Source organism: Bacillus horti (assembly GCF_030813115.1).
GTDB classification, from domain to species: domain Bacteria; phylum Bacillota; class Bacilli; order Caldalkalibacillales; family JCM-10596; genus Bacillus_CH; species Bacillus_CH horti.
The window spans coordinates 102,081-116,477 of sequence record NZ_JAUSTY010000005.1; the positions used below are offsets into that span (position 1 = coordinate 102,081).

General features: G+C 41.7%; 13 protein-coding genes. 11 read left to right on the forward strand and 2 right to left on the reverse strand.

Annotated elements, in window-relative coordinates; all coding sequences use genetic code 11:
• Window positions 1–175: 175 nt before the first annotated feature.
• The 11 genes from J2S11_RS07175 (at window position 176) to J2S11_RS07225 (ending at window position 12,494) form a co-directional block, all read left to right on the forward strand.
• Window positions 176–1,132, forward strand: a complete 957-nt coding sequence (locus J2S11_RS07175; protein WP_307392799.1) for an aspartate carbamoyltransferase catalytic subunit — start codon at window positions 176–178, stop codon at window positions 1,130–1,132.
• 46 nt (window positions 1,133–1,178) lie between these two features.
• A complete protein-coding gene (locus J2S11_RS07180; RefSeq protein ID WP_370875476.1) occupies window positions 1,179–2,474 on the forward strand; it encodes a dihydroorotase in 1,296 nt (431 codons plus the stop codon).
• Between the two features lie 13 nt (window positions 2,475–2,487).
• The gene (locus tag J2S11_RS07185; protein ID WP_307392801.1) at window positions 2,488–3,621 is read left to right on the forward strand and encodes a carbamoyl phosphate synthase small subunit; all 1,134 of its coding nucleotides are present in this window, start codon (window positions 2,488–2,490) and stop codon (window positions 3,619–3,621) included.
• Entirely contained in the window at window positions 3,614–6,826 is a 3,213-nt protein-coding gene (carB, locus tag J2S11_RS07190) for a carbamoyl-phosphate synthase large subunit (protein WP_307392803.1), read from the forward strand. The genes J2S11_RS07185 and carB overlap by 8 nt, the downstream gene beginning before the upstream one ends.
• 75 nt (window positions 6,827–6,901) lie before the next feature.
• On the forward strand, window positions 6,902–7,618 hold the full coding sequence (locus tag J2S11_RS07195) for a dihydroorotate dehydrogenase electron transfer subunit (protein ID WP_370875486.1): 717 nt from the start codon (window positions 6,902–6,904) through the stop codon (window positions 7,616–7,618).
• The gene (locus J2S11_RS07200; protein ID WP_307392807.1) at window positions 7,615–8,556 is read left to right on the forward strand and encodes a dihydroorotate dehydrogenase; all 942 of its coding nucleotides are present in this window, start codon (window positions 7,615–7,617) and stop codon (window positions 8,554–8,556) included. The genes J2S11_RS07195 and J2S11_RS07200 overlap by 4 nt, the downstream gene beginning before the upstream one ends.
• The gene (pyrF, locus tag J2S11_RS07205; protein WP_307392809.1) at window positions 8,553–9,335 is read left to right on the forward strand and encodes an orotidine-5'-phosphate decarboxylase; all 783 of its coding nucleotides are present in this window, start codon (window positions 8,553–8,555) and stop codon (window positions 9,333–9,335) included. The genes J2S11_RS07200 and pyrF overlap by 4 nt, the downstream gene beginning before the upstream one ends.
• 127 nt (window positions 9,336–9,462) lie before the next feature.
• Window positions 9,463–10,083 (forward strand): orotate phosphoribosyltransferase, encoded by a 621-nt coding sequence (pyrE, locus tag J2S11_RS07210; RefSeq protein ID WP_307392812.1) that lies wholly within the window; start codon window positions 9,463–9,465, stop codon window positions 10,081–10,083.
• A 250-nt stretch (window positions 10,084–10,333) separates the two neighbouring features.
• The gene (gene thiM / locus J2S11_RS07215; RefSeq protein WP_307392814.1) at window positions 10,334–11,146 is read left to right on the forward strand and encodes a hydroxyethylthiazole kinase; all 813 of its coding nucleotides are present in this window, start codon (window positions 10,334–10,336) and stop codon (window positions 11,144–11,146) included.
• Window positions 11,147–11,433: 287 nt separating this feature from the next.
• Window positions 11,434–12,033: a TetR/AcrR family transcriptional regulator gene (locus J2S11_RS07220; protein ID WP_307392815.1), complete on the forward strand. Its 600-nt coding sequence runs from the start codon at window positions 11,434–11,436 to the stop codon at window positions 12,031–12,033.
• Complete coding sequence (locus J2S11_RS07225) at window positions 12,033–12,494, forward strand: DUF4267 domain-containing protein (RefSeq protein ID WP_307392816.1); 462 nt, start codon at window positions 12,033–12,035, stop codon at window positions 12,492–12,494. The genes J2S11_RS07220 and J2S11_RS07225 overlap by 1 nt, the downstream gene beginning before the upstream one ends.
• Window positions 12,495–12,601: 107 nt before the next feature.
• On the opposite strand, the gene J2S11_RS07230 is transcribed toward J2S11_RS07225, so the two are convergent.
• Together J2S11_RS07230 and J2S11_RS07235 are read right to left on the reverse strand one after the other, a co-directional pair.
• Window positions 12,602–13,516, reverse strand: coding sequence for an SDR family oxidoreductase (locus J2S11_RS07230; RefSeq protein WP_307392817.1), 915 nt, complete (start codon window positions 13,514–13,516; stop codon window positions 12,602–12,604).
• Between the two features lie 148 nt (window positions 13,517–13,664).
• Window positions 13,665–14,387, reverse strand: coding sequence for an SRPBCC domain-containing protein (locus J2S11_RS07235; protein ID WP_307392818.1), 723 nt, complete (start codon window positions 14,385–14,387; stop codon window positions 13,665–13,667).
• Between the last annotated feature and the right edge of the window lie 10 nt (window positions 14,388–14,397).

The window sequence follows — 14,397 nt, forward strand, 5'->3', positions numbered from 1 at the left end:
TCTTACTACTCAAAAGTAAGATGCTTTTTTTGTACCTATCAGAATTTATATGTTCAGAGGTAGATAGTATAAGAAAAACTAAGGCTTTCGCCAGGACTTGGCGATAAGCCAAGTTTTTCTAACAGGCTGTTTTAATAGAAAGACATAACCAGATTGAGTGGGAAGGAGACAGAACATGAACAAACACTTGTTAGGTTTAAAGGACTTAGGGGCAGAGGATCTTCTATCCATATTAAAAAGAGCAGAGCAGTTTACGCATTCAGATCAAGAGAGTCACTTGAATGTAGTTGTCCACAAAGGAACGTTTGTAACTAATTTGTTTTTTGAGAACAGTACAAGAACACGCTTTTCCTTTGAGGTTGCTCAGAAGCGCTTAGGTCTGAATGTCTTGAACTTCCAAGAATCTGTATCGAGTGCACAAAAAGGAGAGTCCTTATACGATACATTAAAAACTCTTGAGTCTATGGGCGTTAAAGCGGCGGTCATACGACATAGTCAAAATGGAATTCTTAAGCAGCTTGAGAGTGGGCTTAACTTGAACCTTGTTAATGCAGGGATAGGAAATGAGGAGCACCCCACCCAAGCCCTTCTTGACATGCTAACAATGAAGCAGGAATTTGGCTCATTACAAGGTCTTAAGGTAGCGATAATTGGGGATTTACAGCATAGCCGAGTACTGCGATCAAATTATTATGGCTTGACTAAGCTTGGAGCCAGTTTGATTTTATCAGGTCCAGAGGAATATAAACCAGTGGATCAGGAAATTTTAGGTGGCTGCACATGGCTGCCGATGGATGACGCTATCGTTGAAGCTGACGTTGTGATGATGCTACGTATACAGCTTGAAAGACATAGGGAGCAGGCTGTAGGGATCTCTCAGACTGAGTATCACCAGAAATATGGTCTAACGGAGCAACGCTCAAAATTTATGAAAAAGGAAGCCATCATTATGCATCCTGCTCCTTTTAATCGAGATGTAGAAATTGCTTCTAGCTTGATTGAAAGTCCAAAGTCTAGAATTTTTAAGCAAGTAACTAATGGTGTTGCTATAAGAATGGCTGTGATGGAAAGAGTGCTTTGTAGTACGGTAGATGAACAGGGAACAAATAGTAAAATCAAGATGGCTAACTAATAGGATAGGAAATGATATTTACTACGTTATAGGGAGATGAATAAACATGCTACTTAAAAACGGAACGATGTATGATCATGTAGGCAATCAGGTGACTAGAGATATTCTTATTGAAAATGGACGGATTAAGAAGCTAGGTAAAAACCTTCAGGCTGAGGGACATGAGACCGTAGAATGTGAAGGGAAGTGGATTTTCCCAGGCTTTGTAGATTTACATGTTCATCTAAGGGAGCCAGGCTTTGAAGCGAAGGAAACGATTGAAACGGGTTCAATGGCGGCTGTAAAAGGTGGCTTTACTACGATAGCGTGTATGCCAAATACGAAGCCAGTATTAGACACACCTGAGCAAATTCGCTATATTCATGAGCAAACAAAAAAAAGTGGTTACGCACATGTGCTTCCAATTGGAGCGATTACAAAAAGACAGCTTGGAGAAGAGCTGAATGATTTTGAAAGCATGCAGCATGAAGGCGTTCTGGCGGTCTCTGATGATGGAGTAGGCGTTCAATCTAGCTGGATGATGAAGCAAGCTATGATAAAGGCTCAGGAGCTTGGACTTCCAGTGGTTGCTCACTGTGAGGACGATACGCTCATTCAAGGTGGCTGTGTGCATGAAGGATCATTTTCAGAGAAATATAACCTTCGCGGTATTCCTTCAGAGTGTGAAGCGATTCATATAGGGAGAGATATTCTGCTAGCTGAGCAAACGGGTGTACACTATCATGTCTGTCACATTAGTACGAAGGAATCCGTTCGTTTGGTAAGGGAAGGCAAAAAGAACGGGATCAAGGTAACCGCAGAGGTTAGTCCACACCATCTTCTCTTATGTGAGGATGATATCCCTGGTTTAAACACAAACTTCAAAATGAATCCACCATTAAGAGGGGCAGCCGATCGTGAGGCACTGTTAGAGGGCTTGCTTGACGGGACAATTGATTTTATCGCCACAGATCATGCCCCACATACAGAGGAGGAAAAGGCTAAAAGCATGGAGCTTGCACCGTTTGGGATTGTAGGTCTTGAGACGGCGTTCCCGTTGTTGTATACGCACTTTGTGCAAAAGGGAATCTTCACGTTGAAGCAGCTGGTGGATTGGATGACGGTTATTCCTGCTGACCGCTTTGGGTTAGATAAGGGACGTTTAACTGAAGGAGGACCAGCAGATATTACAATTGTAGACCTCCATAAAGTACAAGATATTGATCCTAATCAGTTTGCTTCAAAAGGAAAAAATACACCGTTTGCTGGATGGAGAACCTCAGGTTGGCCAGTACAAACGATTGTAGCTGGTGAGTTAGTTTGGTCTGAAGAGCAGGGCTTCAGTGCAGGGAATGAAAAATAAGGGAGTGGCACAGATGAACAAGGCAGAAAAGGCATATCTTATCCTCGATGACGGTACAATTTTTCAAGGGAAAAGCTTTGGTTCGGATCAAACTGCTATAGGTGAGGTTGTTTTTAACACCGGAATGACAGGATATCAAGAGGTTTTAACTGACCCATCCTACTGTGGACAGCTTATTACCATGACATATCCTTTGATCGGAAACTACGGTGTAAATATGGATGATTATGAAGCCATTATTCCGCACGCATTTGGCTTCATTGTTAGAGAACATAGTGATTATCCTAGCAATTGGCGTTCAGAAGGAAGCATAGATCAATGGCTCAAGGGACATGGCATCCCTGGAATCTCTAATATAGATACACGTATGCTTACGAAAAAAATTAGAGAGCAGGGGACCATGAAGGGAATGATCGTCTCTGGACAGAAATCAGATGTTGAGCTTTTGGAGCTTTTAGAGGAATTAAAAGTGACCAAGGATCTAAAGGATCAGGTATCTCGTGTTTCAACCAAAAATGCGTTCCATTGTCCAGGACAAAAGCACCGAGTCGTGCTAGTGGATTATGGCTGTAAAGCTGGAATTTTACGTGAGTTAACAAATCGCCACTGTGATGTTCGTGTCGTGCCATATGATACAACAGCAGAGGAAATTATTAAGCTAAATCCTGATGGTATTCTTCTCTCAAACGGTCCTGGAGATCCAAAGGATGTCCCAGAGGCTTTAGCGATGATTAACGGTGTCCTTGGAAAGATTCCATTGTTCGGTATTTGCTTAGGTCATCAGTTGTTTGCTTTAGCTTGTGGAGGAGATACGGTCAAAATGAAGTTTGGTCACCGGGGGGCAAATCATCCTGTTTTAGATATTGAAGCTGATCTGACGATGATGACATCACAAAATCACGGCTACGCTGTGAATGAACAAGCTCTTTCTGGTACTCGTTTGAAGGTAACTCATACGGCTGTTAATGATAAAACAGTCGAGGGTCTTAAGCATTTAGATCATCCAGCCTTTTCTGTACAGTTTCATCCGGAGGCAACACCAGGACCTTACGACAGTAATGAATTATTTGATCGTTTTATAAACCTAATGGATCAACACAAGCTTCATATCACTGAACAAAAGAAGGGAGCTAATCAGTATGCCTAAATCAACTCAACTCAAGAAGATTCTCGTTATTGGCTCAGGACCGATTGTAATTGGACAGGCCGCCGAGTTCGATTATGCGGGAACACAAGCGTGTCAGGCCTTAAAAGAAGAGGGCTATGAGGTTATTCTGATTAACTCCAACCCAGCAACGATTATGACCGATACGAATATGGCTGATAAGGTTTATATTGAACCAATTACATTAGAGTTTGTAACTAGAATTATCCGTCAAGAGAAGCCAGATGGTATCCTTCCGACTCTAGGGGGACAAACAGGCTTAAACATGGCTGTAGAGCTTGCCGAGGCGGGTATTCTAGAGGAAGAAAATGTTCAGCTACTAGGGACAGAGCTTTCTGCGATTAAAAAAGCTGAGGACAGAGACCTCTTCAGAGAGCTGATGAAGGAGCTAGGTGAACCTGTTCCAACTAGTGATATTATTCATTCGATTGAAGAAGCCCTTGCCTTTGTAGATAAAATTGGTTACCCGGTGATCATTCGACCTGCCTATACGCTTGGAGGTACAGGCGGAGGGATTGTTAAGGATGAGGAAAGCCTAAGGGAAATCGTAGCGAGTGGTTTGAAGTATTCACCTGTTACACAGTGTTTGATTGAAAAAAGCATTGCTGGCTACAAAGAGATTGAATATGAGGTAATGCGTGACGCTAACGATTCCTGTATTGTTGTTTGTAACATGGAAAATATAGATCCGGTTGGAGTTCATACTGGTGACAGTATTGTTGTAGCGCCGAGTCAGACCCTTTCTGATCGAGAATACCAAATGCTACGCTCATCTGCTCTTAGAATTATTCGTGCACTAAAAATAGAAGGGGGCTGTAATGTCCAATACGCTCTCGACCCGGACAGCTTTCAATATTATGTCATCGAAGTGAATCCACGTGTAAGTCGTTCTTCTGCTCTGGCTTCAAAAGCAACAGGATATCCGATTGCGAAAATGGCGGCTAAAATTGCTGTTGGGTATCGCTTAGATGAAATGATTAATCCAGTAACACAGCGCACGTATGCAAGCTTCGAGCCAGCTTTAGACTACATTGTAACGAAAATACCTCGCTGGCCCTTCGATAAGTTCCAATCCGCGAATCGTAAGCTAGGTACTCAGATGAAGGCAACTGGAGAAGTGATGGCGATCGGTCGTAATTTCGAGGAGTCCTTACTCAAGGCGATCCGCTCTTTAGAAACAGGTGTATATCATATTGAGCTTCCTGAGCTCCGTGGCTTGGACGACGAAAAGCTTCAAAGTAAATGCACCAATGCGGATGATGAGAGAATCTTTGCTGTAGCCGAGGCTCTACGCCGTGGTTATTCCATCGAGGAAGTATGGAAGTGGACGAAGATTGATTTGTTTTTCCTGCATAAGCTACAAATGATGATTCAGTTTGAACAGGAGCTAGAAGGCAAAGCCTTTGATGTTGAACTGTTAAACGAAGCGAAGCGTCTAGGCTTTACGGATGTAAAAATTGCTGAGCTGTGGAGCACGACAGAGGATGAGGTTAGAGCGTTTCGTAAGGTAGCAGGAATTGAGCCTGTTTATAAAATGGTAGATACGTGTGCAGCTGAGTTTGAGTCAACAACACCGTACTATTATTCAACATATGAGCAAGAAAACGAGGTGCTTCCTTCCTCGAAAAAGAAAATCATTGTGTTAGGCTCTGGCCCGATCCGAATCGGTCAAGGGATTGAGTTCGATTATGCAACCGTCCATGCCGTATGGGCGATCAAAGAAGCTGGCTACGAAGCGATTATTATCAATAACAATCCAGAGACCGTATCGACCGATTTCAATACGTCAGATCGACTATACTTTGAGCCTTTATTTGCTGAGGATGTACTACACATTATCGAACAAGAAAAACCTGAAGGTGTCATTGTTCAATTTGGTGGTCAAACAGCGATCAATCTTACAGCTGCTCTTGAAAAAGCGGGTGTCCCGATTATTGGAACGGATGTAGCCCATATTGATGCTGCAGAGGATAGAGAGAAGTTTGAAAAGCTATTAGGGCAGCTACAAATTGCCCAGCCTCCTGGTAAGACAGTTACGTCTGTTGATGGAGCGGTAACGGCAGCTGAAGGTTTAGGATTTCCTGTACTTGTTCGACCTTCTTATGTATTGGGTGGGAGAGCAATGGAAATTGTGTATAACCAAGAAGAGCTGCTCGGATACATGGAGAATGCTGTACGAGTAAACCCTCAGCATCCAGTGCTAATAGATCGTTATCTGCTAGGTAAAGAGGTTGAAGTAGATGCGATTTGTGACGGGAATGAGGTTCTTATTCCAGGGATAATGGAGCATATTGAACGAGCTGGTGTACACTCCGGAGATTCAATTGCTGTCTATCCACCGCAAACGATAAGCCCAGAAATTAAAGAGAAAATCATCGAGATGACAACAGAGTTAGCCAAAGGCTTAGAAATCAAAGGCCTGCTTAACATTCAGTTTGTGATTTACAAGGAGCAGGTGTATGTACTTGAAGTGAATCCACGTTCTTCGCGTACCGTTCCTTTCTTAAGTAAAATTACAGGTATACCTATGGCTAATTTAGCTACAAAAGTGATTCTTGGTCAATCTCTACAGGAATTAGGATATCAAGGTGGGTATCACCCAGAAGCAGACGTAGTTTCTGTAAAGGTGCCTGTTTTCTCCTTCGCTAAGCTGAGAAGAGTAGATATTACTCTAGGACCTGAGATGAAATCAACAGGAGAGGTAATGGGGAGAGATGTGAAGCTGGAAAAGGCTTTATATAAAGGCCTGATTGCCGCAGGAATGAACATTCCAACCCATGGATCTGTTTTAGTTACTGTGGCAGATAAGGACAAAGAGGAAGCAACTGAGGTTATCCAAAGATTTCATCAGCTAGGCTTTAATATAGTGGCTACCTCAGGCACAGCTTCAAGGCTTGAAGAGGTTAAAATACCGGTAACGAAGGTGAAAAAACTTTCTGAAGGAACTCCAAATTTATTAGATCAGGTACGTACAGGACAGGTGAGCTTTATTATTAACACGTTAACGAAAGGCAAGCAGCCAGCTCGTGACGGATTTAGAATTAGGCGTGAAGCGGTAGAAAATGGTGTGGTTGTCTTTACTTCCTTGGATACGGCAAAAGCAATGATTAAAGTCCTTGAAACGATCACATTTTCATCAGCTCCAATGCCAGTTTTTGAAAAGAAAAGTAGCTTGTCATTGAAATGAGGTGGGGACGTGTTTAAGAAGAAAGGCTTACTATCCATTGTAGAAAATAGAGAAATTGCTGAACATATCTTTACGATGAAGTTAGAGGGTGAGCTTGTTAATGAGCTAGATCAGCCTGGCCAGTTTGTCCACTTACGTGTAGGACAGGGCTTTGATCACTTGCTACGGCGACCCATTAGTATTTGTGATGTGGATCATGAGAAGCAGCAGCTGACGATTATATATCGTGCTGAGGGAGCGGGTACTGTGGCTTTCTCAAAACAGGCTGTTGGTGAGCAGGTGGATGTTTTAGGTCCACTAGGACAAGGCTTTCCTATTGAGGAGAGAAAAGCAGGTGAACATGTCGTTTTAGTTGGAGGGGGAGTTGGTGTTCCTCCCCTATACTACCTATCTAAGCGTTTGAAAAGTAAGGGAGTTATTGTTTCACACGTTCTTGGATTTTCACATGCTGGAGCTGTTTTTCTAGCCGATGAGTTCGCTAAGCTTGGAGATACGTACATCACAACGATTGATGGATCGTTTGGTGAACAGGGATTAGTTACTGATGTCCTTGATCGTTGGAACATAACGGAATGGAATGCTCTTTATTCTTGTGGCCCACTTCCGATGCTACGAGCCCTGTCTCAACGCTTTGAGCAGCATGAGGCTGCCTATATTTCACTGGAAGAGCGTATGGGTTGTGGAATTGGAGCTTGCTTTGCTTGCGTATGCCACACTCCAGAGTCAGATACGAGCTATAAGAAAATTTGTACGCATGGTCCAGTGTTTCGAGTAGGGGAGGTTATTCTATGAGCATAAATGATTCAGTTGCCACTTCACGCTTAGAGGTTAAGCTAGGAGATCACTTGACACTTAGGAACCCAGTTATTCCTGCGTCAGGCTGCTTTGGCTTTGGGAAGGAATATGCTCAGTTCTACGAGCTAGATGCTCTAGGAGCCATTATGATAAAAGCAACAACAGTAGAACCAAGATTCGGAAACCCTACTCCTCGGGTAGCAGAGACAAAGGCAGGTATGTTGAATGCTATAGGATTACAAAATCCAGGCCTAGAGAAGGTATTAAGTGAAGAGCTTCCTTGGCTGGAGCGCTATGATGTACCAATTATCGCAAATATTGCCGGTACAACAGAGGAAGATTATATTCAGGTTGTGGAACAGATCAGCCATGCTCCAAACGTTAAAGCGTTAGAGCTTAATATTTCTTGTCCTAACGTAAAGCTTGGCGGAATTACCTTTGGTACAGATCCAGTTATTGCGGCAAGTCTTGTACGAAAGGTGAAGCAAGCCTCATCTCTTCCTTTGTATGTCAAGCTTTCTCCTAACGTAACGGATGTGGTTCAGATTGCTCAAGCAGTAGAGGAAGCTGGTGCAGATGGTCTTAGTATGATTAATACGCTGCTAGGAATGAGAATTGATTTAAAAACACGAAGACCTATACTAGCTAATAAATCTGGAGGATTATCTGGTCCTGCTATTAAACCAGTAGCTATTCGTATGATTTACGAGGTTAGTCAAAAGGTAAATATTCCGATTATCGGGATGGGCGGGATCATGACGGCTGAGGATGTCATTGAGTTTTTCTTAGCAGGTGCGTCTGCCGTTGGAGTTGGAACGGCAAATTTTGTTGATCCGTATGTATGCCCGACGATTATTTCAGAGCTAGAGGGCTGGCTAGATAAGCTAGGTGTACAGCATATCTCTGAATTAACAGGAATGGGGTGGAAGGGATGAAAGGAAGAAAATCTGAGGTTATTATTGCATTAGATTATGAAAACTCAGACTTGGCGTGGAGCTTCATTAATCATCTAGAGGACTCCTATTCTATCAGCCGAATGGATAGAAAGACAGTAAAGCCGTGGCTAAAAGTAGGGATGCAGCTGTATTATGCGGCTGGTCCAGCCTTTATAACCGACATCAAAGAAAAGGGATATCGGGTCTTCCTTGATTTAAAGCTGCATGATATTCCAAATACGGTAAAAGGAGCAGCTCAGTCCATCACTCAGCTTGGTGTAGATATGTTTAATGTACACTGCTCTGGCGGCTCTAGAATGATGGAAGCTGCATTAGAAGGGATTGATAAAGGACTAAGTTCTCGCTCAATTAGCTCTACTAGCTCAACTGATGCTACTCCGCTTTTAATCGGTGTGACCCAGTTAACCAGCACGAGTAAAGCAATGATGAATGAAGAGATAAGGATAATAGGGGAGCTTGAGGACAGTGTGCTACATTATGCATCCTTAACCAAGAACAGCGGTTTGTCGGGAGTGGTATGTTCACCCAGAGAAGTAGAACTTGTCAAAAGCAAGCTTGGGATGGAGTTTCTTACAGTGACACCCGGTATACGATTGAGTAAAGAAAGTCAGGATGATCAAGTACGAATTATGACACATTTAGAAGCCCAGCAGGTTGGCACTGATTATATGGTTATAGGACGAGCGATTACACAGGCTGAGGCTCCCTTAGAGATGTACCAGAGAATTATGAAAGAATTAGAATCAGGGTTGGGCTAGATGACTAGATGACAAAAATGATAATCATTGAGAATTTGGAATTAAATTGAACTAGACCATGAATGAGAAGAGAGAATAATTGAAAATGGAATAAAATAAAAAAGATAGGTTATCAGGAGGAAGAGGAATGAGTAGATTACAAGAATCAGTGGTAAAGCATTTATTGCAAATTGGAGCCGTTGCCTTGCGTCCAAATGAGCCGTTTATCTGGACATCTGGAATTGAATCACCTATCTATTGCGACAATCGTTTAACGATGTCATATCCTCATGTGCGCCAGGAGATTGCCCAGGGTTTAGCTCAAATCATCGAAAAGAACTTTAAAGATGTACAAAGTGTATCAGGAACAGCAACAGCTGGTATTCCACATGCAGCTTGGGTTGCAGATCGGATGAACCTACCTATGACCTACGTACGATCAAGTGCTAAAGGACATGGTAAGAAGAATCTAATCGAAGGAAAGCTTGAACAAGGTGAAAGAGTTGTCGTCATTGAAGACTTAATTTCCACTGGAAAAAGCTCTGTGGCTGCTGTTGAAGCCCTACGTGAAGCCGGAGCAAATGTACTAGGAATTGTAGCAATCTTTACTTATGGATTTAAGCAGGCTGATGAAAAATTAGCTGGAGCCGAAGTACCGTATCATACGTTAACTAACTATCAAACGTTAGTTTCGATTGCAGATGATTTAGGACAGTTTTCTGAAGAAGAAATGAATAAGCTAAAAGCTTGGAATCCCTTTAACGATTAAGTTAGAGGGATTTTTCTCATTGAAAGCACAGGAAGGCACAGTCAAAAGACCTATGATTGGTATCACAGTTATTTTCGATAATCTATGCTAGGATAGGGTATAAATAATTTAGATAAGATATGTAATTTTGGATAATTAGATTATGGATGCAAAGAAAAAAGGGAGAGAAGCAATAGAAGAAAAGAAGAAAAGAAGATATAAAAGAGTGATAGTAATATCATGTTAATGCTGAAGAAAAGGATGATGAGTAATGAATTGGAATGGAGAAGAAGTATCCACACTGTTAAGAAAGGTTAGAGAAAAGAATCCATTAGTCCATAACATAACGAATGACGTCGTGACTAATTATACGGCAAATGGTCTGTTGGCTCTAGGGGCTTCACCAGTTATGGCGGTAGCACATGAAGAAGTAGAAGATATGGCAAAGATCGCTGGTGCTGTGGTGTTAAACATTGGAACATTAACGGAGGCTCAAGTAGAGGCGATGCTCCTTGCAGGAAAATCGGCTAACAAACATGGTGTTCCTGTTATACTAGATCCAGTAGGGGCAGGGGCTACCTTATATCGTACGGAAACTGCAAGAAAAATACTGCGTGAGGTCCAGGTTTCTGTTTTAAGAGGGAATGCGGCTGAGGTGGCTAATGTAATGGGAGAAGAGTGGGAAATTAAAGGTGTTGATGCAGGAGAAGTAGCAGGGGATACTGTAGCCCTATGTCATGCAGCCGCGAAACAGCTAGGATGTACCGTAGTAATAACTGGCAAAGATGATGTTGTTTCAAATGGGAATGAGAGTATTGTTACAGGGAACGGTCATGTGCTTTCTACTAAGGTAACAGGATCTGGCTGTCTGTTGAGCTCAGTGGTTGGTGCCTTTTGTGCAATTGAAGAAGACCTGGTTTTTGCTTCTGTTTCTGCTGTAGCTAGTTACGGTATAGCTGCTGAGCTTGCCGGCGCAAAGCAATCACTGCCGGGGAGCTTTCAGATCGAATTTCTAAACCAGTTAAATGCTCTTACTGAAAAGGACATTCTTGAGAAATTAAATATTGAATATAAGAACGTATAGCCATGGAACTATTATTGTAATGAACGCTTTCAACTAACCCCGAGGATGATTATAATATGAATTTTGTTTGTTCGCTAAAAAGGAAATTCATTCCAGTATTTTAGTCATGGAATCCGATTAACCGAAAAATTGGATTCTTTTTCTTTACAAACTAATAACGCTGTTTTATTATATAACTATATTATATAAAAAAACATCGTTATTTAATTGATTTATATATATTAATGTAGTTCTGTCTTCTTCTAAAAAAGCAGTTAAGTAAGACGATTAATAAAAGGAGTGAATTTATGAAGAGTAGATTTGAAAGAGAACAAATCCGATTAAGAGAGGAAATTCTCAATGCTGCCTTACATATTGCTCAGTCGGAGGGATGGGCTGCTGTAAGTATTAGGGGGATTGCGCATAAAATTGAATACAGTACGACCAAGGTGTATGAGCTTTTTGAGAACAAGGATCACATTGTGCTTGAGTTACTACGTAAAGGATTTACATTGCTGGCTACAAAGCTTGAAGAGGCAGTAGGTGCTTATTCAGATCCTGAGGAAAAAGCGATTGCTTTAACAAGAGCGTACTGTGCTTTCGCATGGGATCATGGAGCTTATTATCGGATCATGTTTGGAATGGACGGAGTCCCGTTTGGAGTTGAACAAACCTGGCAGGAAGGGATGCGTATAGGTGAGATCAGCAAGAATGTGCTCTCCTCTTTTTTGCCGCATTGTACGGACGAAGAAGTTGATCATTATGTTTACGCTTCATGGGGAACGTTGCATGGCATATCGTCCTTATTTATGTCTGGTAGATTATATGGCACAAGAGAGCAAGCAGAGGAGCTTGCTTTAAAAGCTGTTTTAAATATGACTAAAAGTGGAAGAGAGAGTGAAAGTTAATGAAGGAGAAAGTTGAGAATAAAAGAAAGAAATGGGGACCAAAATCGTTATCCTTTTGGCTCATTATGGTGTGTGCATTTGGCTTAATAGCGCTGGGTATTAATGGTTTTATTCAACCATTAGCTGCTTCCAGAGCATTTGGCTTAGAAATCGTGAGTCCTCTAGATAGTGGATATGTAAGAGCGAAGGCAGCACGAGATTTAGTATTAGGGATAAGTATTATTGTTCTTGTATTTATGAGAATAAAAAAGGTATTAATAGCATTTTCTCTTGTATCGGCTATCATTCCATTTATTGACGGGATCTTGGTGCTTACACAATATGGTGGTGAGTTAAAGGATAGCTGGCAGCATTTTATTACAATGCTTGGCGTATTATTCATATCGTTTTTATTGTGGAAAGAAAAAGGTATGGATTCATCTGTAGAGGATTTAAAGAAAAAAGCGGTTGGAACAGCATAAAATATCACCTTGGGTGGAAGCAGCGCAAGATTTTGTCGTGCATTATAGCAATTATTTGATCATGTTTCACCACACACTTAAAAAGTGTGTGGTGTTTTAAAATCAGATTATCGATATCCCGTAGCGTCTGCTGGTTTACCTGCGTCCTGCACCTCTGTAATATACCTCCAGCAATCTGGCTGAGATCCATCAAGGTCGTAAAATTGATAATGCTTACCTAATTGTCCGCTTGAAAGGGATTGGGCATTCCATTTTTCCACATCGGGATCAGTAGCTAGTGCAGCAACAGCACGTCCAACAAAACGAGGGGTTTCTGAAATAATGAAATGTGGCTCTTTAACGGTAGCATCTCTCCAATTATCTTCTTTAACACCGAATTCCTCAAGCATAATTTCTGATCTCATCCAGCCCGGAGTTAAAGCCACTGCTGTACAACCGTAATCTTTAAGCTCTTGTGCCTGTGACCAAGCCAAACGAGTAACGGAGGTTTTTGCTAAATCATAAAACACAGATAGGCGATAGTTTTTAGCGTTATATTCGGATGTACCGTCTGTCATTTCTACGACTAGCCCACCTTTATTTTTCATTAATAATGGCAATGCATAGTGACTAGTAATAATATGAGTATCGATAGCCAATCTTAGCATTCGAAAACCAGTGTCTAAGGAATGCTCCCAGATAGGTATGTTCCATTCAGCTAAGTATTCCGCTCCCCAGATATCGTTAACGAGCACATCTAGCCGACCTTGCTCATTTTCAATTTTCTCAACAAGCTTTTTTACCTGCTCAGGAACTAGGTGATCAACCTGAACAGCAATTCCTTGACCCCCAGCTTCTGTAACTTGCTCTGCCGTTTCTTCAATTGTTTCAGGTCGATTGTATTCAGATTTTTGCCCCCGCGTTGTTCTACCGGTCACATAGACTATAAATCCTGCTGCACCTAGTTCTATAGCAATTCCACGACCTGCTCCTCGTGTCCCCCCTGCAACTAGTGCTACCTTTTTCCCAGTGTTTGAATTCATTTTCTTCCCTCCATCACATAGAGTCTTTCTTCAACTTAGTATGAACTACACTTGTCATTGTACACCTGATTTATGACAACCTCTGTCATATTTAAATAGGAGCTCTATGTTACTTTAGGGATTTAATATAGGATTTAAATACGAGTAATTAGGCAGAATGGGGAACAGGATAAGGAAGAACATGTACCTTTATATCTTTCTCAATTCCATTCCTTACTACAGTTAATGAGAGCATTCCTTGTGGTGCTATCTCAGTCAGGAGAAGCTCAAGGTCTTCATATGTATGAATATCCTTTCCGTTAGCTTTAACAATGATATCCTGAGCATAAAGCTGTTTGGAGACCTCTGTCCCTTCTTTTACTTTTAACACTAGGACTCCACGCTTAACCTTATATTTTTCATGGTGATCAGGGCGGATCGAGGTTGAGCTAATAGCTAGCCAGTTCTTCCAAAAAGCTTTACGTAAGTCCTTATTATCTTCAAGAACGCTTTTAAAATTTAGTAATAGTAGTTTTGTGCCTAAAGCCATATTCTCCATCATCATGTGACCTTCGTCTCCTAACCATAATCCTATATAGGTTACAGTGACTCGTGTTCCGTTTTCCTCAGCAGATAAAGTCCAGATTGTTAGATTATCTTGTTCATACTGAATGGTCATTTTCTCGTATGGGACAAGCTCGGTGATTACTCCTTCGGAGGTGACTCCCCAACCATAATCAAAGGTAGCTCGCCCTCCAACCTTTAATTCTAGGGTGCAGGAGCGTGTCTCCCATCGATTTCTTTCTTCAGTCTTTGTTAGGGCAGACCAAACAGTTCCTATGCTGGCCTCTATAAATATTTCTCGACTAATAGATGTTGATCTTGCTTCCATACATATCACC